The organism is Bacillus sp. PK6-16 (assembly GCF_056530295.1).
On the sequence record NZ_CP096511.1, the window covers coordinates 2,456,250 to 2,479,097 of the forward strand.

At 36.1% G+C, this 22,848-nt stretch carries 22 protein-coding genes and 1 other annotated feature; of the genes, 12 read left to right on the forward strand and 10 right to left on the reverse strand.

The features are described 5' to 3' along the window. Positions 1-319 precede the first annotated feature (319 nt). Positions 320-530 (forward strand) — a binding site (T-box leader). A gap of 139 nt (positions 531-669) precedes the next feature. Next, positions 670-1,773, forward strand: coding sequence for a glutamate 5-kinase (gene proB, locus M1D66_RS12560; protein ID WP_006924529.1), 1,104 nt, complete (start codon positions 670-672; stop codon positions 1,771-1,773). A gap of 16 nt (positions 1,774-1,789) precedes the next feature. Then, positions 1,790-3,037, forward strand: coding sequence for a glutamate-5-semialdehyde dehydrogenase (locus M1D66_RS12565; protein ID WP_153595608.1), 1,248 nt, complete (start codon positions 1,790-1,792; stop codon positions 3,035-3,037). Positions 3,038-3,086: 49 nt separating this feature from the next. Here M1D66_RS12565 and M1D66_RS12570 read toward each other — a convergent pair whose 3' ends face one another. Next, the gene (locus M1D66_RS12570) at positions 3,087-4,280 is read right to left on the reverse strand and encodes a NupC/NupG family nucleoside CNT transporter (protein ID WP_000273596.1); all 1,194 of its coding nucleotides are present in this window, start codon (positions 4,278-4,280) and stop codon (positions 3,087-3,089) included. 337 nt (positions 4,281-4,617) lie between these two features. After that, entirely contained in the window at positions 4,618-5,109 is a 492-nt protein-coding gene (locus M1D66_RS12575) for a DinB family protein (RefSeq protein ID WP_000532733.1), read from the reverse strand. A gap of 303 nt (positions 5,110-5,412) precedes the next feature. Between M1D66_RS12575 and M1D66_RS12580 the strand changes: the two genes are divergently transcribed. The 5 genes from M1D66_RS12580 to M1D66_RS12600 all read left to right on the forward strand — a co-directional run bounded on the left by M1D66_RS12580 (position 5,413) and on the right by M1D66_RS12600 (position 9,547). Further along, entirely contained in the window at positions 5,413-6,456 is a 1,044-nt protein-coding gene (locus M1D66_RS12580) for an ArsR/SmtB family transcription factor (RefSeq protein WP_242555175.1), read from the forward strand. A gap of 51 nt (positions 6,457-6,507) precedes the next feature. After that, the gene (locus tag M1D66_RS12585) at positions 6,508-7,728 is read left to right on the forward strand and encodes an MFS transporter (RefSeq protein ID WP_242555176.1); all 1,221 of its coding nucleotides are present in this window, start codon (positions 6,508-6,510) and stop codon (positions 7,726-7,728) included. Between the two features lie 96 nt (positions 7,729-7,824). Next, entirely contained in the window at positions 7,825-8,151 is a 327-nt protein-coding gene (hmoA, locus tag M1D66_RS12590) for a heme-degrading monooxygenase HmoA (protein ID WP_000469496.1), read from the forward strand. Positions 8,152-8,219: 68 nt separating this feature from the next. Next, positions 8,220-8,924, forward strand: a complete 705-nt coding sequence (locus M1D66_RS12595) for a nucleotidyltransferase family protein (RefSeq protein WP_000570640.1) — start codon at positions 8,220-8,222, stop codon at positions 8,922-8,924. A 203-nt stretch (positions 8,925-9,127) separates the two neighbouring features. Then, the gene (locus M1D66_RS12600; protein ID WP_000773081.1) at positions 9,128-9,547 is read left to right on the forward strand and encodes a VOC family protein; all 420 of its coding nucleotides are present in this window, start codon (positions 9,128-9,130) and stop codon (positions 9,545-9,547) included. A gap of 104 nt (positions 9,548-9,651) precedes the next feature. Here the strand turns inward: M1D66_RS12600 and M1D66_RS12605 are convergent, their stop codons facing one another. From M1D66_RS12605 to M1D66_RS12625, 5 genes are all read right to left on the reverse strand, one after another. Then, complete coding sequence (locus M1D66_RS12605; RefSeq protein WP_242555177.1) at positions 9,652-10,257, reverse strand: hypothetical protein; 606 nt, start codon at positions 10,255-10,257, stop codon at positions 9,652-9,654. A 65-nt stretch (positions 10,258-10,322) separates the two neighbouring features. Then, positions 10,323-11,105 (reverse strand): 3-hydroxy-5-phosphonooxypentane-2,4-dione thiolase, encoded by a 783-nt coding sequence (lsrF, locus tag M1D66_RS12610; protein WP_000219772.1) that lies wholly within the window; start codon positions 11,103-11,105, stop codon positions 10,323-10,325. 6 nt (positions 11,106-11,111) lie between these two features. Continuing rightward, the gene (locus M1D66_RS12615) at positions 11,112-11,474 is read right to left on the reverse strand and encodes a cupin domain-containing protein (protein WP_000909986.1); all 363 of its coding nucleotides are present in this window, start codon (positions 11,472-11,474) and stop codon (positions 11,112-11,114) included. Positions 11,475-11,499: 25 nt separating this feature from the next. Continuing rightward, positions 11,500-13,062 carry an autoinducer-2 kinase gene (gene lsrK / locus M1D66_RS12620; protein ID WP_000018810.1) on the reverse strand — a complete coding sequence of 521 codons (1,563 nt, stop codon included), beginning with the start codon at positions 13,060-13,062 and terminating at the stop codon, positions 11,500-11,502. Continuing rightward, a complete protein-coding gene (locus M1D66_RS12625) occupies positions 13,062-13,994 on the reverse strand; it encodes a sugar-binding transcriptional regulator (RefSeq protein WP_000192709.1) in 933 nt (310 codons plus the stop codon). The genes lsrK and M1D66_RS12625 overlap by 1 nt, the downstream gene beginning before the upstream one ends. A 197-nt stretch (positions 13,995-14,191) precedes the next feature. Between M1D66_RS12625 and M1D66_RS12630 the strand changes: the two genes are divergently transcribed. From M1D66_RS12630 to lsrB, 4 genes are read left to right on the forward strand one after another with little or no spacing between them, the layout of a single operon-like run. Then, entirely contained in the window at positions 14,192-15,673 is a 1,482-nt protein-coding gene (locus M1D66_RS12630; RefSeq protein WP_044307004.1) for a sugar ABC transporter ATP-binding protein, read from the forward strand. Beyond that, positions 15,670-16,623 carry an ABC transporter permease subunit gene (locus tag M1D66_RS12635; protein ID WP_025710051.1) on the forward strand — a complete coding sequence of 318 codons (954 nt, stop codon included), beginning with the start codon at positions 15,670-15,672 and terminating at the stop codon, positions 16,621-16,623. The genes M1D66_RS12630 and M1D66_RS12635 overlap by 4 nt, the downstream gene beginning before the upstream one ends. Next, positions 16,620-17,609 (forward strand): ABC transporter permease, encoded by a 990-nt coding sequence (locus M1D66_RS12640; RefSeq protein ID WP_242555178.1) that lies wholly within the window; start codon positions 16,620-16,622, stop codon positions 17,607-17,609. Before M1D66_RS12635 ends, M1D66_RS12640 begins: the two co-directional genes overlap by 4 nt. After that, positions 17,606-18,649, forward strand: a complete 1,044-nt coding sequence (gene lsrB / locus M1D66_RS12645) for an autoinducer 2 ABC transporter substrate-binding protein LsrB (RefSeq protein WP_242555179.1) — start codon at positions 17,606-17,608, stop codon at positions 18,647-18,649. Before M1D66_RS12640 ends, lsrB begins: the two co-directional genes overlap by 4 nt. Positions 18,650-18,696: 47 nt before the next feature. Here lsrB and M1D66_RS12650 read toward each other — a convergent pair whose 3' ends face one another. Next, on the reverse strand, positions 18,697-20,199 hold the full coding sequence (locus M1D66_RS12650; protein ID WP_061664868.1) for a malate:quinone oxidoreductase: 1,503 nt from the start codon (positions 20,197-20,199) through the stop codon (positions 18,697-18,699). A gap of 380 nt (positions 20,200-20,579) precedes the next feature. Between M1D66_RS12650 and M1D66_RS12655 the strand changes: the two genes are divergently transcribed. Further along, a complete protein-coding gene (locus M1D66_RS12655) occupies positions 20,580-21,626 on the forward strand; it encodes a DUF2332 domain-containing protein (protein ID WP_242555180.1) in 1,047 nt (348 codons plus the stop codon). A gap of 133 nt (positions 21,627-21,759) precedes the next feature. On the opposite strand, the gene M1D66_RS12660 is transcribed toward M1D66_RS12655, so the two are convergent. Next, a complete protein-coding gene (locus M1D66_RS12660) occupies positions 21,760-22,110 on the reverse strand; it encodes a hypothetical protein (protein ID WP_001999997.1) in 351 nt (116 codons plus the stop codon). A 138-nt stretch (positions 22,111-22,248) separates the two neighbouring features. Beyond that, positions 22,249-22,731 (reverse strand): hypothetical protein, encoded by a 483-nt coding sequence (locus tag M1D66_RS12665; RefSeq protein ID WP_001090913.1) that lies wholly within the window; start codon positions 22,729-22,731, stop codon positions 22,249-22,251. Between the last annotated feature and the right edge of the window lie 117 nt (positions 22,732-22,848).

A 22,848-nucleotide genomic window follows, 5' to 3' on the forward strand; every position in this document is an offset into this window, starting at 1 on the left:
TTATAATCAATTATATCGGTTTGATATTATTTTCTTAGAATAAGAATAACATCCCTGTGCAATATAAAGAAACATTCTAAGAGAATATATTCCTTTTTGCAACACTAAAAGATAAAAATTAATTATATTCGACATTATGTAAATATATACACTATAATGTAAGGTTTTATGTTTATGAATATGAGTTAAACTTATATCATTTTGTATTTTCATTCAGTAGGGCGATAATTTCATACAAATAACTTGCGGCTCTATTTATTTTTAAAAATACCTCTTGACACCGAATCGAACTATATCGCATAATATAAAAAAATTAGATTGAAAATCGTTGAAGGGAACTAGTACATATGTCTTCTTGCGAAAGAGAGTGGAATTCACCGGCTGAAAGATTCCTCGTATAGAATATATCGAACCTATCCCTGAGTCTTAAATGAAAGTTTAGGCGTTCGCCTGCGTTATAGGCACCAAGTGGATATCTATGTATATCAATTAAGGTGGTACCGCGGAACAATGACCGTTTCGTCCTTTTTATTTTATTAAGGGCGAAGCGGTCATTTTTATTTTGCTCTTAAATACTTCATTGCAGCATTGATGAGAATAGATATAGTTACAAAGTGAATGAAGTGTAATTTATAAAAAACTTTGATTTTAGACTTGGGGGATAAAAAAGTGAAAAAACAACGAGTTGTTGTAAAGATTGGGAGTAGTTCCTTGGCAGATAGTCACGGAGGCATCTCTACAGAACAGCTTTCAGATCACGTTGCCGCATTGGCTCGGTTGAAAGAAGATGGGCACGAGGTTGTGTTAATTACATCTGGAGCCGTCGCTGCAGGTTTTTCAGCGCTAGGATATCCTAGCAGACCTGTAACGATTAAAGGGAAACAGGCTGCAGCAGCTGTCGGACAAAGTTTGTTAATGCAGGCGTACACCGAGGAATTCCGTAAATATGGCATCGTTACTGCGCAACTTTTGCTGACGAGAAGTGATTTTTCTAGAAAAGAACAATATAGTAATGCTTACGCTACGTTAGGAGAATTATTAAACCGCTCCGCTCTTCCAATTATTAATGAAAATGATTCCATCTCCTTAGAGGAGCTGACGTTCGGTGATAATGATATGCTGTCAGCTTTAGTAAGCGGGCTTGTTTCGGCGGATATGCTTATGATCTTTACGGATGTGAACGGGTTATATGACAAAAATCCTCAGAAAAATGCGGATGCAAAAAAATATTATTTTCTTCCTGAAGTTACGGAAGAAATTTCTTCTCTTGCAGGAGATGCTGGCTCAAAACTTGGGACTGGCGGTATGAAATCAAAAATCGATGCTGCAAAGACAGCGCTCTCTCTTGGTGTGAGTGTATTTATCGGAACAGGACGTGGACAGGAAAAGTTTGTAGATGTTTTGAAGGGTAAGGGTGATGGAACGTATGTTGGTAATGCTCCTCAAAAAGAAATGAAGATGAACAAGCAATGGATTGCCTTACATTCGCTTGTTAGCGGACAAATTGAAGTAGATGCTGGGGCAGCTACTGCCATCATTCAGCATGGTAAGAGTTTACTTCCAGCTGGTGTTACGAATGTATCAGGATTTTTCCAAGTGGGTGAAGTTGTAGAGGTTGTAACGCAACAAGGGCGCGTAATAGGAAAAGGACAATGCACATATAGTGCAGAGGAACTAAGAGATGTAAAAGGTATGCAAAGCCAAGATATTCAAGTAAGAGGCGAGAGACATAGTTATGAAGTCATCCATAGGGATCATTGGGTTTCACTTTAAAAAGGAGGAAATAAAAATGAATGAAGTGTTGGCAAAGGGGATAAAAGCAAAAGAGGTTGCTAGAGAGCTTGTGCTTAAATCTACAGAGCAAAAAAACGAAGCACTTTCCGCAATAGCTGATCAGTTAATATTAGAAACAGCTTATATTTTAGAAGAAAACAAGAGGGATATTGAAGAAGGTAAGGCAAAAGGATTTTCTGATTCACTCCTTGATCGTCTTCTGCTAACTGAAAATCGTATTATTGATATGACAGAGGGGATTAAGCAGCTAATTGAATTACGTGATCCTGTAGGAGAATGTGTAAGTGCATGGGAAAGGCCAAATGGACTATCTATTCAGGAGATGCGCGTACCACTTGGTGTTATAGGCATGATTTATGAGGCAAGACCGAATGTAACAGTGGATGCAGCTACAATTTGTTTGAAGACAGGAAACGCAGTCATATTACGTGGTAGTTCTTCTGCTATTCATTCTAATAAGGCCATCGTTGCCGTTATTCACAGAGCGCTCAAACTAACAAGCTTACCTCAAGAAAGCGTACAGCTTATAGAAGATACAACGCGAAATAGCGCGAAGCAGTTGTTTACAATGAAGGATTATCTAGACGTTCTTATTCCAAGAGGTGGCAAACAATTAATCGATACTGTTGTGAGAGAAGCGTCTGTTCCAGTACTTGAAACAGGTGCGGGAAATTGTCATATATTCATTGATGAAACAGCAGATAAACAAATGGCGTTTAATATTATTATAAATGCAAAAACACAGCGTCCATCTGTATGTAATGCAATTGAGACGATTGTACTTCATGAGAATTGGGCAGAGCAATATGGTAGCGAGTTGTTTTCTTCCTTGAAGGAAAGAGGAGTGGAGCTACGTGGTAATAATAAAGCAGTGGCGATTGATTCTTCTATCTTACTTGCGACAGAAGAAGACTGGGAAACTGAGTTTTTATCTCTCACACTAGCAGTGAAAGTGGTTTCCACTGTTGAAGAAGCGATTCATCATATAAATACGTATGGATCTATGCATTCTGAAGCAATTATTACTGAAAACGAGGAAAACGTCAGCAAGTTTTTTACTTCTGTAGATGCCGCGGCACTTTATCATAATGCATCGACTCGTTTTACAGATGGATCCGAATTTGGATTCGGAGCGGAAATTGGTATCAGTACACAAAAGTTACACGTAAGAGGACCAATGGGGCTTCCAGCATTAACTTCTACAAAATATGTGATTCGTGGAAATGGGCAAATTCGAAAATAATAATAAAAGACACTCAATTGGCTTGGGTGTCTTTTATTATAAAAATTAATTACCATACAAATAGCCCAACGAGCATAGCACTTAATAAAGAAACAGCCATCCCGCTAACAAGAAGCTTCCAAACATTTTTACCGATGACTGATGATTTTTCTCCGCCAAATAATGAATTGTAAGTTCCGTAAATCATACCTACTGTACTAAAGTTAGCAAAAGAAGCTAGAAATGTCGTTGCAACCGCAACCGTATGCGGTTGTAGCGACTTTAAGTTTGATTTTAAATCCATCATTGCAACAAATTCATTCGTCGTTATTTTGATCCCCATTAGTTCAGCTACATACATAGCATCACTGCCTGATAAACCGAGTAAAAATGCAAAAGGACTAAAGATAATGGAGAAGATTTTTTGAATTGTTAACCCCGTTACAAAAAATCCTAAAATCCCATTTAAACATGCTGTTAAAGCTACATAACCAATTACCATAGCTAAAATAACGATAACCATATTCATCCCAACTAACATACTGTTTGAAATAGTAGAAAAGAAATCCTTTTTTTCATGTTTTGAAGGTGTGTAAACAACGTCTTCTTCTTTCGAAACTTCCACAGGATTTAATACATTGGCTAAAATTAATGCGTTAATACAGTTTAATGGGATTGCGCTGAAAATATATGTTGCTGGAACCATTGATAAATAAGCACCAAGAATGGATCCGCTAACGCTACTCATACTCATAATTCCAAAAGTTAATAATCGATTTTCTTTTAAAACAGATAATTGATCCCGAACAACCGCAAGTGCTTCGGTGTTTCCTAAAAACATCATTTGAATCGAAAAGAAACTTTCTAACTTTGGTAAACGAGAAATCTTTGAAATAACTGCACCTACTTTATCAATAATCCAAGTTAAGATTCCGAAATAAGAAAGAATATCGAAAAAAGTAATAACAAAAATGATAGGAAGTAACGCACTAAAGAAGAAATCAATGTGCTGACTTTCCATAGCTGAAGGAAATGCAAATCGAATACCTTCATTCGCACATGCTAGTAGCCAACTGAAAAATGACGCAATTTTATTAATGATAATACTGCCGAGCTTTGTGCCTAACATAAACCACGTAATAAAAAGCTCCAATAGGATGAGAATTACAATTGGTCTCCATTTTATATGTTTTTTATTAGGCGAACATAAGAAAATGATTAATATGACAACGAAAATCCCTAACATATTCAATATGAAATACATGTCAACAACTCCTTGAGAGTTATTATTTGTATATAAAAAAGCATCTATTCTTCCAAATTTGGATTATGATTAGAAGTTATGAAGCATGTAAGTTATGTTAGGAATCAATGTATTTTAATTTGCTTTATTTTGAGCAATCGTAGTAATTATCGAACAATTAGCTGTTTTCAATTGTTTTGTTGGATATTAAACGTATGCGATTTTAAACATCGTTTATTCCGGATTAACGGGCAGTAAGATTTTTACCTCAAAATTCAAGGAAAGCAAAGAAGTGAGGTGGGGATGGGCTGGGCTGCCCGCAAAATCCCGATTGGTAAGAGCTGATTAAAATTTCACTTTATAAATAAGAACGGTGAGTTGGCCATGAACCTTGAAGTTTCCGAAGCTGTATAATTTGTCCTGTATGATAAGCATCATGCAAAAGGATATTCATATATTGTTGCCAAACTGGTAGAGAAGGACTTAGTTGATCTAGTTCTGCTTCTTGAAGGGCGGTTAATGAAGATTGTAAGGCATCATGTACTTGAAGCGTTCGCTTTACGGTTTGCTGCCAAGCGGCATCATCATTAGGTCCACCTTGGATAAACGTCTCATCATTATTTTGTGGAGCAACAAATGTGTCGTCTTCATGTAAGCGGGAAAGTAGGCGTTCTTTAAAGATTAATAAATGGTTCACATTTTCCCAAATCGTATTACTGGCAGCACCTTCTGGTTGCCAACATGCTTGTTCAACCGTAAGATTCTTTAACGCTTCTGATATTGGTGGGTACCATTCTTCTTCGTAAAAAACTTGTTGGACTCCATTTTGCAACATTTCTTTTCTTCCCATTCGTATAGCCTCCTGTTCATTTTTCTTAATAAAACCAATTCTTTTTTCTCTTCAATAAACCTTTTCTATAGTTGCACAAGAGGGTGAAAGACAACTTATAACAGAGCCATTAAAAAACTTCTTTTTAATATGATACTTAATAATCAAGGCTTTAATTAAGTCAGAATGAAAAAGAGTATAAACCTTTCTCTATTTGCTCATTGATTAGAGTTTTTTTGAAGTCGCAAAATAATTCTAAAAATATAGAAGGTTAAATTCGATAAAAATAGAATTTAATATATAGCAAACAAGGAGGGGATAAAAATGGAGGTCTATCACATAACGAGTAGAAAGAGGGAAACTTATAACGTTCAAGTGAAATATTCGATACTTTTCGAATGTGCGCTTGGCATTGCAGCAATTACTCATAAGAGGTTAATTGATACACTTGAAAAGAGTCAAAATGAATGGGAAGAAATTAAGAAATCATTAACAGAAGAAATGAGAGAGCACTTACAATTTGTCGAAGAACATAATACGTGGAAAGCATTGCTTCAGTTGTTGTATGAAGAAGACATACAGGGTGTATCGCAGTTTCATGCTAAAATCGATTCACTTTCAGAAGAAGATTTGAAGTATACATGTTTACCGTTTTTAGGGGAGAAATATGAGAAAAAAAGACGTTTAGCCGCAAGTAGAGATGGAACTGCAATACATGAATTAAAGGAATTAACACAGGATCATGCGTTTTTCTCTACTTATATTCGTTTTATATGTGATGTTGATGTACAAGTGCTGAAATCTCATTTAATTGCTGTTATGAGAGGTTGGTATGAGAGTGTGATTCAGAAAGAGGAAGAAGAAATACGTTCTATATTAAAACGAGATTATGAAGCAAAGAATGAAATGAATAAACAGATGAAACCAGAAGAGTTTGTCGAGTGGGCTACAGGTGGCGTTATTTATATGCCAGAGCCAAGTGTTCATCACGTACTTCTTATTCCGCAAATGACGTACAGACCGTGGAATATTGAGGCGGATATTGAAGATACGAAAGTATTTCATTATCCAGTTGCAAACGAAAGTATCCATCCTGAAGATCCATATGAACCGAATTATTTTTTAGTTCAAAAACATAAAGCTCTTGGAGATGAAGCGAGGTTACGCATTGTAAAAATGTTGTTCGAAAAAGAACGAACATTGCAGGAAATTACAGAAAGATTGCAACTTGGTAAATCGACTGTACACCACCATTTGAAATTGTTACGTGCAGCGAAGTTAGTGGATATACACGATGGAAAATATGTATTAAGAAAGAAAGCAGTACAGTCTTTAGCGAAAGAATTAGATATGTTTTTGAATAGATAATTAACAACGAGAATGTACATAAAGGGAGGAATATAAAAGAAAAGTTGGTGTATGAAATTGAAAAATGTATTGAAAAATCGTTCGTTTTTTTTTATGTGGATTGGTAGTGCAATCTCAGAATTAGGAGGGGCTTTCGGAACGTTATGTAATTCAATTCTAGTATATGAGTTAACAGGATCAGAAATGGCTTTAAGTAGTATGTGGTTATTATATTTCATCCCATCACTCATACTGCAATTAATCAGCGGCCCATTTATTGATAAATGGAGCCGGAAGTGGATTATGATTTTTTCACAATGGATACGAGCGTCCGTATTTTTATTACCTTTAGTGATGCTAGTTTCAGGTAGTATAGAAGTTTGGCACATTTATGTTGTTCAAATTGTAGTGGGACTTATTACACCACTTTATACACCTGCAAGTCAAGCCATTACACCGAGCATTGTAGGGAAAGAACAACTTCAAGATGCAAATGCGTACATTGATGGAATGACTCGCCTTATGATGTTTCTTGCGCCAGTATTAGGTGGAGTGGTCATTCATTTCATTGGAACAGAACTTACATTATCTTTCGTATGCATTTGTTTATTTGTTAGTGGCACTTTCTTACTTTATATAAAAGAAAATAGAACGTCGCAACCTATTCGGAAAACGTGGCTTGGACAGTTTCTTCACGGTTTTACATATTTTTTTACAAAACCAATCATCGTTTGGCTCGGTATATTTCTTACTTTCGTGCAGTTTGGAGTAGGGGTAACGATGGTCACAAATCTTCCTTATATAAAAGACGAGCTGTCAGCGGGATATGCAGAGTACGGTTATTTCATGGCAGGTTTTCCACTTGGCTACGTAATTGGCTCAGTATTAGTCGGAAAAGTAACATATAAAAGTCGGCGTATACTTATGCTTGGAGGATTGTTTATAGGGGGACTCACATACATTTCATTAGGATTCAATCATAGTATTATCATTGCAATAATAATTGAAGTAATAGCAGGGATTTGTATTGCATTTTTCAATGTTCATAACACGACAATATGCCAACAAACCGTGCCGAATAATATGATAGGACAAGTATTTTCAGTGCGCTTATTTTTCATACGATCCGCTATGCCGTTAGGTGTGTTAGTAGGGGGCATATTGAGTGAAATGTGGGGAGTAAGAGCACTATACTTTATTATCGGTTCAATTATATGTGTCACTTCTTTAGTCGGAATCTTACTCCCATATTTCAAATTTTTAGATGAGGCGATAGAAGAGAAAACAGCATAATTCGAAAAATTTAAACTTTATAATTGAAAATAATTATCATAATCAACTATAATAGAAGTATAGTAGTATTCGTATTACAATGAAGGAGTGGGATATATGTTTATCGAAACGAAAACATTTACAGTAAAAGAAGGTACATCAAATATAGTTGTAGAACGTTTTACTGGAGAAGGTATTATTGAAAAATTTGAAGGCTTTATTGACTTAAGTGTTCTTGTGAAAAAAGTAAGACGCGGCGACGAAGAAGTAGTCGTTATGATTCGCTGGGAATCTGAAGAAGCATGGAAAAACTGGGAAACAAGTGAAGAACACTTAGCTGGACATAGAGCGGGCCGTGGTAAACCAAAACCAGATCATATCATTAATGTGGATCACGCAGTTTATTATGTGAAATCATCAAAAGCGGCTTATCAGCAGTCGTAATATACAAGCAGAGGATACATGTTGTAGAAGCAATCATGTATCCTCTTTTTTATGACTGGGGGATGGGAATGATAGAAAAACTTGCATTCATTACATATGAACAACATAAAAAATTAGTGCAAACAATAGTAGCGGAAGTCTTATCTATGGAAAAGGTAAATGGATTCATGCTAATTGGATCTGTTGCAAGAGGCGATGCATATCCTGAATCTGATTTAGACTTCTATATTCTTTTAGAAGACGGACAAAAGAAGAAATTTCATTCTGAAATGAGAGAAGATATTTTAGTTGAATATAAGGGTGCAGATTTTAATCAAATTCAAGTAAACTTTAAAAACAATCCGATGGAACTATACTCATTTCTAGAAGGGAAAATTTTGTTTGATAAAAGCGGTGAGTTAAAAAAGTTAAAGGAAATAGCTACATATGAATTTGAAAACTATCGTGTTTCAAGTGACAAAATGAAGGGCATTTCTCATTGGTTGCATAGTTCGCTTATTAAAATTCAATCTGCTTTAAAAGCAAATGATGAGTTAAAAGCTTCATACTTAGTTCATACGTCAACTTGGACATTGTTAGAAGGGATATGGGCTATTAATAATAAGCCAGTACCGCCAGCGGGATCTGCTTTAAGGTATATTCAAACGTTGCCGAATAAGCCAATTCATTTAGATGAGTTACTTAATAAGCTATTTTTAGGTGATACAACAGAGCGCATCCCTTCAGCAATTTTCCTGGTTGAGTGGGTTCTACACAATCTGGAAAATAAATAATGAGACTATTTTATATAGGTACATTAATATTTCACGTCGAACGGTTTATATAATTGCAGTCATAAAAAACGTTCTAGGCTATGGAGAAAAGTATTAGACTTATAAAGCATAGTCTTAGACGGAACGCTTGAATATCTTACCTTACATATTTAAGTGTTATGAAAATGAGTCTACATACCCTCTGCTTAAAAGGAGATGAGTGAATGAAGTTAAATCATTTGAATTTATGTGTTGATGATTTATCAGAAGCGAGACATTTCTTTGAAACATTTTTTGATTTTCAATTTTTGGAGCAAAAGGGAAAGGCACTAGTAGTGATGAGTGATGAAAGTGGATTTATACTTGTGCTGAGCGATCCAAAAGCATTTAAGGGAAATAAGGAAGTGATGTATCCTGAAGCTTTTCATATTGGTTTTTTAGTGGATACTTCAAATGAAGTTGATCAAGCGTATAATCGTTTAGTAGCAGGCGGCATTGAAATAGATAAGGAACCTTATTCGATGCGAGGTAGTAGTTATGGTTTTTATTTTACAGTATTTAATGGCTTATTAATTGAAGTGTCTTGTCTTGATTATAGAGAAGGTAAGAAAGTTTCAAAGCTTAATAGTAATCACCAAGAGTAATCATTTGAAGGTGTATATTTAGCCCCTTATCCAGTTTGGAAAGGGGCTTGTTTATTTTATTACCTTATTTATCTTACTATTTGTGGATTGATTATAGTCTCACTTTATTTGTCTATCTGAATTTCAAATTCAAGTACAGCTTGATCTTTCCTAAACGGCATACTGAGTTCTTTAAATCGTAAGCTTATTCCAGACAAATTATCAGGAAGGACAGGAGATATAACGAATTGATGATTCATATGTCCATCGGTGCCGCCACCACCTTCTGACCAGCAATAGTATGTATCATCTATTGATAATTGGAAGAAACTATGAGGCTTATTTTCAATAAAATCTTCATCCGTGGAATCCCAATCGCTATATAAATAAACTACACTAGCATTTGCATATTGCCGAATAAAAGTTACAGTATACATGACGCCATTATGTTCATAAGTTTTAAAAACAGGTACATGTTTTTTAAACTCAGTTGGTTCAACGCGAGGTTTAAATTCTTCTTCATCCATCATGGAAGAGAATAATGAGTTTAGATAGTCTGGATAAAATTCGTATTGCTTTGCCCATTTATAAATCGCTTCATCATGTGGAAAACCTGGGTCACCACCTGAAAGTTCTTTTCTTTCTTTTAATAGGGCGCAAATTTTTTCATCAATAGAGTATAAGCGTTCATCGTAATGATCGGTAGGACGTTCGAAAGTCATTCTTCGCATAATCATTCCTCCTTTACTTTATTTTAACAAAAAAGACAGACTAATAAATAGTCTGTCTTTTCACATTAATTCTTCACATCATCATAAAGTTCAAGCGCCTCTTTCACATTCAATCCATTCTTCACAATGCCATGTATCGCTTGAATCATCGCAGCTGGGTGCTCGGATTGCCATATGTTTCGGCCCATGTCTACTCCAATTGCGCCTTCTTGCAGCGCATTGTACGTAATGTTTAATGCGTCTTCAATTGAATCTAGTTTTGGGCCACCTGCGATGACGACTGGGGCAGGGCATGTGCTCGTTATTTTTTCGAATCCCTCGCAGTAATACGTTTTAATAATATCAGCACCCATTTCAACACATACGCGGGAAGCAAGTGCTAGAAAGCGAGCTTCACGTTTTTGTAATTCTTTTGCGACTGCGGTAATGCCGAGTACAGGTAGGCCGTAATCGTGAGCTTCAGAGACTACATTTGCGAGATTCGAAACAGTTTGTGTTTCATAGTCTGATCCGACAAAAACAGAAACGCCAACGCCAATTGCGTTTTGCTTCACTGCTTCTTTTACAGGTGTAACAATTGTTTCATTCGCTAAATCTTTACCGACGACAGTAGCGCCGCCAGATACACGCATAACCATCGGTGTGCTGCAGTTTTCAGGAATACAGGAGCTAAGTACACCGCGCGTTAAAAAGAGGGAGTCTGTATAAGGAAGTAAGTTTTTTACTGTTTCAAGTGGTTGTTCTAGTCCGTGAATTGGTCCTAAGAAATAACCGTGATCTATTGCTAACATAACCGCTCTACCATCAGGTAAAATTGTATTTAATCGATTTTTAAATCCCCAAGTCATTCCAAATCACTCCTTCGTTAATGTTGGATTTTCCGTTTGTACAGTATCTTTATTTGGTAAATGTGGTGACTTAATAAAAACAGCTTTAAAAGGTTTGTCAGAATGGTTAATAAGATAGTGAGATTCATGAGGACGAACTTGCAGGACATCACCTTGTTTAATTGGAACTCTTTCATTATTCACATAGAAATCTATTTCACCTTCTAATGCATAAAAGACCTCTTCGCACGTCGTATGATAATGGTTTTGAAACTCCTGGCCCGGTTGAATGACAACAAGGCCAAGATCAATATTTGGACCTTGTATTAAATATTTCGGCCCGTTATCACCGAAGCGATAGGAGAAGTCATTTTCATTCGCTTTTAACATACAGTTCACTCCTTTATGTAATGTGTTACAGTGCACCAGGCGCAATCCACATATGTGAGGTGAGCCCTTTATCAGCTAAAGCGAGCTGACTGTCATATACAGTTTTCCATGTTTCATAGAACTCTTTATATAGTTCGTGATTTTCAGTAACTGGTTCGAATGTTTGCTCCCACTGTACAAACTCTTCGGCAGTTTCTTCCATAGATGAATATATGCCAGCACCAACTCCAGCAGCAATCGCAGTTCCTAAAGCAGCTGCTTCTTTCACAACAGGTACTTTTACAGGAATACCGAGTACGTCTGATAGAATTTGTGGCCATAGTTTTCCTTTAGCGGCACCGCCAGCAAAAATAACTTCAGAAGGGAATGTGCCAGTTAGATTTTTTATTAATTTTAAGTTTCCAAGTGTAATGAAGGCTGCATTTTCTTCAATAGCACGAAACAGTTCTTTTTTTCCGCATTTGTCAGCGTCTAAACTTAAATTTAAAAAAGAAGGTGCGGCATGACGCCAAGAAATGTAGTTCATAACGTTTGAAAAAGTAGGGATAATGCCATGTGAACCGACAGGTACGTCTTTCGCTTGTTCTTCTAGTAATTCATAAGCATCTACACCGAGTTTATCAGCAAGTTTCTTTTCTTCTTGGCAAAAAGCGTCTCGAAACCAGCGCATAACGAGACCTGGGAAAAAGGCGATTGTTTCATATTGCCATAGGTTCGGAACAACGTGACAATTTACTCGAATCGCAGCATGTGGATCTGTTATTGGCTCAGTAACATTCACTTCTTGTTGCCAAAAGCTCCCCCCGCATATTAACGTTTGATTCGGTTTCACGATTCCTGTTCCGAGCGATGCCATTTGAGCATCTCCACCCCCGGCGACGACAGGAATCCCTTCACGTAATCCAGTTAATGCTGCACACTCTTTTGTAACGTTGCCAATTACTGTACCAGCTTCATTTACTGTTGGTGAAAATGGCAAAGATAGGCCGCACTCTTTAGCGACATCGTTATCCCACACTCTATTTTGTAAGTCAAAAATACCTGACGTGCATCCGTTTGAGGGATCGATTTGTAGTACGCCGCTTAGTTTATATAAAATCCAATCGTTTAACATTGTAAAAGAGTGAATATTATTATAGACGTCGGGTTCATGTTTTTTTATCCAGAGTAGGCGTGGTAAAGCACCTAATGAAAAAGTTTGACCAGACTTTGTATATAAATCTTTTTCAAGATGTGACCGAATTTCTTTTAATTCACTAACTTCGACGGATGCGCGCCCATCAACATTTGCACACGCCCATATTTCTTGCCCATCTTGATCATATAAAACAAATCCTTCTCGCATACTTGTAGCGCTAATAGCAAGAATAGAAGAGGCAGGAGTGTTGCTTTTTTGAAGCACCTCTTTCGTACATTCTTGTACTAGCTTCCAATTTTCTACTACATCAAAGTTCATAGAGCCTGGATAACGAAGGTCAGATTTGTGAATCCATTCTTTTTGACTTACTGCAATTTGATTACCATGTAAATCAAAAAGAACTGCTCGAATGCTCCCTGTACCAGCATCGAAAGCTAATAAATGGGACATTAACAATCACCATCCTTTCGTAATAAGGAGAGGGCAGTTTCCTCATCGGTAATTAATGAATGAATAAACTTTCCTTTTAAGGCACCATAAATTGCATCTATCTTTTCAGTACCTCCAGCAACACCGACGACATGCTTCATATTGCGCAAAATAGAGAGGGGCGTGCCAATTAGACGATTGTGATGCGAGAGCTCTAATAAATCGCCATTTGTATTATAAAACTGTCCTAAAATATCGCCAGCACCGTTTTGACTACGAATATATGTCATCTCACGTAGTGTTAATTTTTCTTCTTTTACAATCGTAGCGTCTTGAGATAATCCCCCAATACCGACAACAGCCGTATGAGCAAGTGAAGCGACTTGAAGCATATCTTTTACGCTCGGTTCTGATAGAATACTTTGTGCCATTTCGGTTGTAGACGCTAGAAACGGCGTAGGGATAATGTGAAGTTCGCCTTGCATGTAGTGTAAATAGTTTTGTTTTCTCGGGAGATAGTGATTTACCCCGCCTGTGAGCGTTACGATTGAAAGGTTGATAGAACTTTCAAAATGAATGTTTTCTAGCATTTTGCTAATTGTTTCTCCCCAGCCAATACCGAGTAAATCGCCTTGCTGGAGATGAGTTTCTAAATATTGTGCAGCAGCTTTTCCGAGAGAAGCGTGATAATTGTTTACTGGGGTAGGGATAATAAAAGCATCTTTTAAGTGGAATTTTTTCATTAGGTCACGCTCAATACTTAAACAGTGCAAACCAGTCCCTTTTACGTGAAATGTAACGATACCTTCACTCCGCGCTTTATCTAATAACCGGACGACTTTATTTCTTGAAATATGAAGAAGTGACGCGATCTCCTGTTGTGTTAATTGGTCTTTATAATAGTACCAAGCTACTTTAGTTAATAAATTTTCTTCAAAGTTCAGCTGAGTCATACTCTTCATCCCTTTCAACAATTGACCACAGCTTAAACATATGTACCATATATTTTGTTTATTCCAGTTGAAACGATTGATAGTACGTAGAAAAAAGTGTTCTAGATATAAAAAAAGGAATATACAATGCTACAAAACAAGTAGAACAAATAATCATTTTCTCAAAAAATGTTCTGGATAAAGGCAGGTGACATCATGTGGAGAACGTACCTTTATTACAAGTAAAGAAAATGAGTAAGGCGTTTTTAAATCAACTTGTATTAAAAGAAGTGAACTTACAAGTAGAGCGCGGAGATATATACGCTTTAGTGGGGGGAAATGGCGCCGGGAAATCAACATTAATGAAAATATTAACGGGGTTATATTCGTATGATGATGGAGAGATGTATGTAAAAGGAATGAAGCAACAGTTTTCAAATCCATCAGAAGCACACCGAAAAGGTATTTATTTAATACCGCAAGAACCACTCATTTTTCCGCATATGACTATTGAAGAAAATATGTGTATCGGGTTAAAAGAAAAGAAAAAGAAACTAAAAGTACAGATTCAGCAATTGATTAGCAGCTTAGGATGGGATATTGACCTTAATAAACTAGGAGGAACATTATCGATTGCGCAACAACAGTTAGTAGAAATCGTTAGAGGATTAATAAGAGAAGCTGAGATTCTTATTCTAGATGAGCCAACATCGACATTAACAACACACGAAATTAAGAGTCTTTTTGTGTTGATGAAAAGTTTACAAGAAAAAGGAATCGGGATGATTTATATTACACATCGTTTTCCAGAAATCTTTGAAATTGCCAACAAAGTAGCAATACTACGTGATGGAATGGTTGTAAGCCAAGGTGATGTATGTGACTATACATATGACATGCTGATGGAGGGACTATTGCCAAAAGGATATAAACAGAAAGAGAAAATAGAAGTAGTTCAAGAGACAGTAAAGACGAAAAAAATATTAGAAGTGGTTGATATAAATGGTCACGCATTCGAGAATATATCATTCACTGTACATGCGGGTGAGGTTGTAGGTGTTGCTGGCATTATAGGATCTGGCAGAACGGAATTAGCAGAAGCGATATTTGGATTGAAAACTATAAAATCAGGGTCTATCTTATTGGGTGGAAAATCAATTGATACGTGTTCTTTGCATAAAAGGCTAGACGAAGGACTAGTTTATGTGCCAGAGGATAGAGCGAGGAATGGAATTTTCTCAATTGCTTCTGTTAAAGAAAATATTGCAGCAGCAAGTTTATATCAAAATAATCGCTTTTTTATAAATCAAGAAAAAGAAAGCGCTTTAGTTAATTCGTTTATAGAACAGTTCCGAATTGTTGTACAGAATATGAATAAAGAACTGGCATCTTTATCAGGAGGTAATCAGCAGAAGGTCGTGCTTGCGAAGTATCTTGCATGTAATCCTAAAATTATTATTCTTGATGAGCCGACTCGCGGAATTGATGCGAAAGCAAGGCTTGAAGTGTATGAGACGATAAAAAAAATGAAAAGGGAAGGACTCGCAATTTTATTAATCTCTTCAGATGTTGAAGAAATTGTCCAATTAGTAAACCGTGTATATGTAATGAGAAATGGGCGATTTGTTTCTCATATGGAAAAAGAACAACTGAGTGTGAATGAAGTTACACGCCTTGCATACGGAGGTGTAGCGGAATGAAACATATGTTAAAAATGCATGAAACGTCTATCATACTGTTACTACTAATTTATATAGCTATTGTAGGAATGATAAACCCTAGTTTTATTCAATTTAACTCGTTATCTTTACTGATGAAATCAAGCGTTATTTTAGTCGTGCTAGCAATCGGTCAATCGTTCGTCTTATTTACGAAAAATATAGATGTATCAGTTGGTTCAAGCATGGGGTTAAGTGCAGCAGTTTGCGGAATGATGTTAACGAATGGGTATAGTGCATTCTTGTCGATATTTGTAGCTATTATACTTGGGGCTATTATTGGTTTCGTAAATGGTATTGGAGTTGCGAAGTTTCGGGTACCAGCCATTATTATGACATTAGGCATGTTAGGAATTATTAGAGGTACAATGTTAATTTTCACAGGCGGGAAGTGGATTGAAGATATTCCAAACGATTTTAAGCAGCTGCCATCTATCATCATTCTTGGTTTACCTATAACTGTATGGTTCGTTCTTATTATTTTACTACTACTATACTTCTTTTTAAGAAAAGTGCCATTGGGAAGATACTTTTATGCGGTAGGTGATAATGAAGATGGCGCGAGGCTTATTGGTATACCTGTTAATAAAGTGAAGATATATGCGTTTATGATTTCAGGCATAAGCGCTGCGATCGCTGGTTGCATATTTGTTATGAATATCGGTTTCGTGCCAAATCAAACAGGTACAGGATTAGAATTACAAGTAATCGCAGCCGCTGTACTAGGAGGAATTCACTTAAAAGGAGGAACAGGATCTTTATTTGGAGCTGCATTAGGAGCGTTATTTTTAGAAACAATAAGTAGCTCACTCGTCTTTTTAAAAATACCAGCATTTTGGAATAATGCTATTTCAGGTTTTTTATTATTACTTATCATCATATTAGATAGTGTTATGAAAAAGTGGAAGGCAGAAAGGAGGATGAATCTATGAAGTATGTATATAGATGGGAAGGGGTTCTAATTGTATTACTTCTTGTAGAATTCATCCTTTTTAGTTTAATAAATAGTGATTTCTTAAATATTAGTAATCTCCTTTTTAGTACAAATGATTTCTTATTTATCGCAATTGCGGCGATACCAATGACTTTTGTTATAGTAACAGGAGGAATTGATGTATCGATCGGCTCAATAATGGGGCTCACTTCGATCTTAATCGGTGTACTTTGGATGAACGGAATACCTATTTTGTTTGCCGTTATAATCGCCCTAATAATTAGTTGTTTAGCAGGCGCTTTAAACGGACTCATTATAAAAATGACGGATGTAGAACCACTCGTCGTTACACTCGGAACGATGTTTTTATACGGGGGAGTTGCCCTCGTCATTTCAGGAGGGGCAGGTGCTTCTGGGTATGAAGGAATAAGCGGTTTACCAGACGTATTTGTACAACTGGCAAATGGTAGTTTTATAGGAATACCGAATTTATTATGGCTACTGATCGTATTAACAGTTTTATGTACTGTGTTATTTCATCGAACTATATACGGGCGCCATGTAAAATTAACAGGTGCGAACGAAAATGCAGCAAAATACACTGGGATTAAAACGAAAAAAGTAGTCATTATTGCTTACATACTTTCAGGGTTAGGAGGTGGATTAGGAGGCGCTTTCTTAACTGCCTACTTCGGTTCCGCACGTGCTGATATGGGAAGTGAAACAATTTTACCAATCATTACAGCAGTCGTCTTAGGCGGTACACTTATTACAGGCGGAAAAGGAAGCATTATTGGTACTGTACTGGCGAGTATTTTCATTGGGCTCATGCAGTATGGCTTGCAAATGACGGGTTTAACAAATGAACAATCCAATGTAGTAATAGGTATTATCCTTATTCTTTCAGTTATTATGAGACATTTCAAATTACATCAATTCTTAGCGGAGAAAAGAAAGAATTTGCATAAGGGGGAAATGTCATGAAGAGAAAACTGGGGATTGTATTGATTGTATGTATTTGTTTAATCGGTTTAATTGCGTGTTCTAGCCAAACGGCAGATAAGAAAAAGGTTGATGATGTGAAATTTGCATTTATTCCGAAATTAACAGGGGTTGGTTTCTTCACATCGGGTGGTGAAGGGGCAAAAGAGATGGGAGATAAGTTAGGCGTGCAAGTGAAGTATGATGGACCGTCTGAAGCGAGTGTTTCAGGGCAAGTTAAATATATAAACAATTTCATTAATCAAAACTATGATGCACTTATGGTTTCATCTACGTCAGTGGATGGGTTATCGCAATCACTGCAACGTGCTAAGAAAAAAGGGATGACGGTATTAACATGGGATTCTGATGTGAATCCGAAAGATCGTTCTTTTTATATAAGCCAAGGAACACCAGACCAACTTGCTAATTTATTAATAGAAATGACTTCAAAGCAAATTGGAGATAAAGGAAAAGTAGCCTTCTTTTATTCTAGCCCGACAGTAACGGATCAAAACCAGTGGGTAACGAAAGCGAAAGAAATTATTAAAAAGAAATATCCGAACTGGGAAATTGTAACGACGCAGTACGGTGAAAATAATGCGCAAAAGTCTTTGTCAGTAGGAGAGAATATTTTAAAAACGTATCCTGATATTAACGCAGTCATTTGTCCAGATGCAACGGCACTTCCGGCAATGGCACAAGCGGCTGAAAATTTAAAAATGGATAAAAAGGTTGTCGTAACTGGCTTCTCTACACCAAACGTTATGCGTGATTACGTAAAACGAGGAACAGTAGCACAATTTGGTTTATGGGATGTAAAACAACAAGGTGCTCTCGCAACGTATGTAGCAAATGAAATTGTTGTAAAAGAGAAGAAGTTAAAAGTAGGGGATAGCTTCGAAGTAAAAGGAATTGGAAAAGTGAAGGTAGAGCCAAACTCCATTCAAGGATATGATTATGAGGCAGAAGGGAATGGAATTATCGTATTACCAAAACGAGTTGTATTTACGAAAGATAATATTGATAAGTATAATTTTTAGTAGACAAAAAAACGTCCGAATATATCGGACGTTTTTTTATTTCTTCATTAATTATGAACAGTTTCTTTTTCGTTTAATCCAAGTGTACGACCAGTAGAAGTGTGAAGATCTTGGAACAATCTTGGATTTTCAGTTAGTGAAATGCCATATGAAGGAATCATTTCTTTTATTTTTTCTTCCCATTCTACCATGCGGCTTGGGAAACATTTTTCTAATACTTCAAGCATGACGTGAACAGCAGTAGAAGCACCTGGTGATGCGCCTAGTAATGCGGCGATTGAGCCGTCAGCTGCACTTACTACTTCTGTACCAAATTGAAGTGTCCCTTTACCGCCAGCATCAGTATCTTTAATTACTTGTACACGTTGCCCAGCAACTACAATATCCCAATCTTCACTTTTCGCGTTCGGAATGAATTCGCGTAATTCTTCCATACGTTTTTCATGTGATAACATAACTTGCTGAATTAAGTATTTTGTAAGTCCCATTTCTTTTACACCAGCGGCTAACATCGTTAAGACGTTATTCGGTTTTACAGAACCGATTAAGTCAAGATTTGAACCTGTTTTTAAGAATTTAGGTGAGAAGCCTGCGAATGGTCCAAACAGTAAAGCTTTTTTATTGTCTATATATCTCGTATCTAGATGAGGTACAGACATTGGCGGAGCACCAACCTTAGCTTTACCGTACACTTTCGCATGATGTTGCTCTACAACTTTTTGGTTTTTACATACCATAAATAGTCCACTTACCGGGAATCCACCGATATGTTTTGATTCAGGGATACCAGTCTTTTGAAGTAGAGGTAGGCTACCGCCACCGCCGCCAATAAAGACGAATTTAGCAGTATGATGCTCAATTTTACCACTATTCATATCGTGTACTTTTACTTCCCACAAACCATTTTTCGTGCGCTTAATATTTTCGACACTATGCTTGTAGTTTAGCTCGACATTTTTTGTTTTTAAGTAATCAAACAACATACGTGTTAATGCACCGAAGTTAACATCTGTTCCAGAGTCAATCTTCGTTGCCGCCATCGGTTCATTAGATGTGCGGCCTTCCATAATGAGTGGAAGCCATTTTTTTAATGTTTCAGGAGCATCAGAAAATTCCATTCCTTGAAACAGTGGATTTTTTGAAAGCGCTTCAAAACGGTTTTTTAGAAACTCAACATTTTTTTTCCCTTGTACTAAACTCATATGAGGTAGTGGCATAATAAAATCTTGTGGATTACGAATTAATTTGCTCTTTACAAGATATGCCCAAAATTGTCTTGAAAGCTGGAATTGCTCATTCACTTTTACAGCCTTACTAATATCTATAGATCCGTCAGCTTTTTCGGAAGTATAGTTCAGTTCGCATAGCGCAGAATGCCCTGTACCTGCATTATTCCATTCGTTAGAGCTTTCTTCCCCGGCACTTGCGAGTTTTTCAAAAACTTTAATTTCCCATTCTGGTGCTAATTCTTTTAGTAATGAGCCTAACGTTGCACTCATAATTCCTGCACCAATTAAGATAACGTCTGTTTTTTGCTGCATGTTGCTCATGATAATCTCTCCATCCCCTATATTGGCAAAAAAGTGTAGGTGTTTTCTATGTCTAAGCCGTAAAAGAGAAACACCGCCTAGGCCCCACCTAGGTGTATACCTTTTTTGTCTCAATTATATAACCATCTCATACTCTATTATAATAATTAATAGACTAAAATATCTAGTGTTATCTGATAATTTTAAACTATTTAACGTTTTATTCGCTAAAAATCTTATTTAACAAGCTCTTTTAAGGTGATAAATAGAAAAAAATTACAGTTTGAAATTATCTCGAAAAAGCTTACGTATCCTTAAGGGACTAAATCGAGTACCTTTTTATGGGATTATTCTTTCTGTAATGGTAAGATTATTCTGAAAAATAAAAAGGAGGGATTTTAATGCGTACAAAAGAGCAAATTTCAAACTTATTTCGAAACTTTTCAATAAAGGAATGTAAAGGGTCAAGTGATTTATATGAATATTTATCAATGAAAATTGCTGAAGATGAGGAAGTACTTACACTATCGTCCTCTGCTCAGGTAGGTCAACCAGTCCCAAACTTACTATTAGGTGCAGTACATTATTTATTATTAACAGGGAAAGAACATCATTTAAAAACGTATTATAGTAGTTTAGTTGAAAATGCCGATACAAATTTAGATAAAGCTTTTGATCATTTTAAAGATTTCTGTAAAGAGTACCGAGAAGAAATCATTACATTGTTACAAACGAAGCTCGTTCAAACGAATGAAGTAAGACGGTGTGCATACTTATACCCAAGTTTCTGCTACATATTTAACAAAGTGAAGAAGCCGTTAGCGTTAATTGAAATTGGGACAAGTTCTGGGTTGCAATTGTTCTGGGACCAATATCGTTATTCGTACGGAACGAATAAAATGTACGGAAATATAAATTCAAATGTGCATGTAACTTCTGAAATAAGAGGGGAAAATGTGCCGTATTTTCTAAAAGAAAGCCCATCTGTCGTAGAAAGAATCGGACTGGACTTACATGTGAATGATTTACATAATGAGGAAGATTATTTATGGTTACGTGCTTTAATTTGGCCAGAACATAAAGAAAGGCTTGAGATGTTTGATCAAGCTGCATCTTTAGTGAAAAATGAATCTGTCCAATTAATAGAAGGAGACGGTGTAGAGCTATTATCATCTATTATTGAACAAATAAGTGAAGAAGCTGTTATTTGTATTTTCCATACACATGTTGCAAATCAAATACCAGAACAAGTAAAACATAAGTTAGAAAAACAAATACAAGAAATTGGAGCAAAACGTGATGTATTCCACCTGTATAACAACATGTGGGATCGTGACCTTCATATTGATTATTATATTAACGGCAACGAATATCGTGAAACGGTTGGAGAAACAGAAGGGCATGGGAGATGGTTTAGCTGGAAGATTGGAAATGAGACGCTTATTTAGATTAATAGGGGCGCCCTCACTTGTAAAAGATGGGGCCATAGGCTCAAGCATTGACTAAATGGTTAAGGAATAAATGTATTAGTAACATACAAAAAATGCTTCGGAGAAATCCTAAGCATTTTTTGAATTACATTTAAACCCCATAATGGATCATGTACTTCTGTTCTGCTGCAGCTTGTACAATTTTTGAAGCTAACTCATTTAGCTCATCAGATTTTCTGAAGAACTTTGAGGATGTAACTGTTTCATAGAAAATTGCTAATGATTCAGGCGGGATAATTGTAATACCACAATAAGCTAAACCGTATTTCTGATTTTTGACTGTATGGAAGTAGGTTTTCATAATTGATAAATTTTGATTTAAACTACTGATAATATCATCATCAACAGATATACAATGATATTTCTCTGGTGTATAATCTTCGTAATTTTTTTGAGAAGTAAAATCGTCAATTATTCCAAAATCATGGACACATGCCATCATTATCATCCTTTCAACTTTAATAAAGTGAGTTCTATTAAAGTAAAATCGTCATTTTGTTTACGTGTAATAGAAATGATTATGTAGTTCATTAGTATAGTACTTCATAAAATATCTTCGTTTCTTCTTCGTGAAGACAGTTTACTTATCGGTAAACTCATCGGGAGCCCAAGTGGCGATTTCATTCCCGGGTGCAGCGACTACAAGCCATTGCTCACATAGGACACCAGCTTGCCAACATTCATAATAATCATGAAAACCATTTAAAAAAATAATTTGTCCACTCTCTAATGTAATAATTAAATGAGGGCTTTCTAAGCCAAGTTGTATATCGGTAACTTTTTGTCTTCTTATCTTACATATTCTTTCATATTCTTCTTTCTCAGAATAAACTTCAAATTCATCTTCATTTAATGGGTAGCTTTTTTGAGGTTTATTAAATAAACACCATTTGGATTCGATATTGATATATAATTGTCCGTCATAATCAACTGAGTCGTGAAAGTTTGTGAAATGAATCTTTATAGCGCCTGGAGAAATACCAAATTGTAATCCATCAACTTGTGATCCGATGAATAGATTTTTTAACACTTTTTCAGCGTGAATTTTATCCTCTGTATTCATTATTGAATTCCTCCTTTTCATAAAAATATACCTTATATTTTTATTGTAATAAATAAATTTTCATGTAAAATGAACCTTTTGTGAAAAACGAGCGAATATAGTGTGAAGGATTATGAG

Coding starts and splice junctions, on each gene's coding strand:
- M1D66_RS12565 (WP_153595608.1), top strand. CDS start 1,790: ATGAATGAAGTGTTGGCAAAGGGGATAAAAGCAAAAGAGGTTGCTAGA.
- M1D66_RS12570 (WP_000273596.1), bottom strand. CDS start 4,280: ATGTATTTCATATTGAATATGTTAGGGATTTTCGTTGTCATATTAATC.
- M1D66_RS12575 (WP_000532733.1), bottom strand. CDS start 5,109: ATGGGAAGAAAAGAAATGTTGCAAAATGGAGTCCAACAAGTTTTTTAC.
- M1D66_RS12580 (WP_242555175.1), top strand. CDS start 5,413: ATGGAGGTCTATCACATAACGAGTAGAAAGAGGGAAACTTATAACGTT.
- M1D66_RS12585 (WP_242555176.1), top strand. CDS start 6,508: ATGAAATTGAAAAATGTATTGAAAAATCGTTCGTTTTTTTTTATGTGG.
- hmoA (WP_000469496.1), top strand. CDS start 7,825: ATGTTTATCGAAACGAAAACATTTACAGTAAAAGAAGGTACATCAAAT.
- M1D66_RS12595 (WP_000570640.1), top strand. CDS start 8,220: ATGATAGAAAAACTTGCATTCATTACATATGAACAACATAAAAAATTA.
- M1D66_RS12600 (WP_000773081.1), top strand. CDS start 9,128: ATGAAGTTAAATCATTTGAATTTATGTGTTGATGATTTATCAGAAGCG.
- M1D66_RS12605 (WP_242555177.1), bottom strand. CDS start 10,257: ATGCGAAGAATGACTTTCGAACGTCCTACCGATCATTACGATGAACGC.
- lsrF (WP_000219772.1), bottom strand. CDS start 11,105: ATGACTTGGGGATTTAAAAATCGATTAAATACAATTTTACCTGATGGT.
- M1D66_RS12615 (WP_000909986.1), bottom strand. CDS start 11,474: ATGTTAAAAGCGAATGAAAATGACTTCTCCTATCGCTTCGGTGATAAC.
- lsrK (WP_000018810.1), bottom strand. CDS start 13,062: ATGTCCCATTTATTAGCTTTCGATGCTGGTACAGGGAGCATTCGAGCA.
- M1D66_RS12625 (WP_000192709.1), bottom strand. CDS start 13,994: ATGACTCAGCTGAACTTTGAAGAAAATTTATTAACTAAAGTAGCTTGG.
- M1D66_RS12635 (WP_025710051.1), top strand. CDS start 15,670: ATGAAACATATGTTAAAAATGCATGAAACGTCTATCATACTGTTACTA.
- M1D66_RS12640 (WP_242555178.1), top strand. CDS start 16,620: ATGAAGTATGTATATAGATGGGAAGGGGTTCTAATTGTATTACTTCTT.
- lsrB (WP_242555179.1), top strand. CDS start 17,606: ATGAAGAGAAAACTGGGGATTGTATTGATTGTATGTATTTGTTTAATC.
- M1D66_RS12650 (WP_061664868.1), bottom strand. CDS start 20,199: ATGAGCAACATGCAGCAAAAAACAGACGTTATCTTAATTGGTGCAGGA.
- M1D66_RS12655 (WP_242555180.1), top strand. CDS start 20,580: ATGCGTACAAAAGAGCAAATTTCAAACTTATTTCGAAACTTTTCAATA.
- M1D66_RS12660 (WP_001999997.1), bottom strand. CDS start 22,110: ATGATGGCATGTGTCCATGATTTTGGAATAATTGACGATTTTACTTCT.
- M1D66_RS12665 (WP_001090913.1), bottom strand. CDS start 22,731: ATGAATACAGAGGATAAAATTCACGCTGAAAAAGTGTTAAAAAATCTA.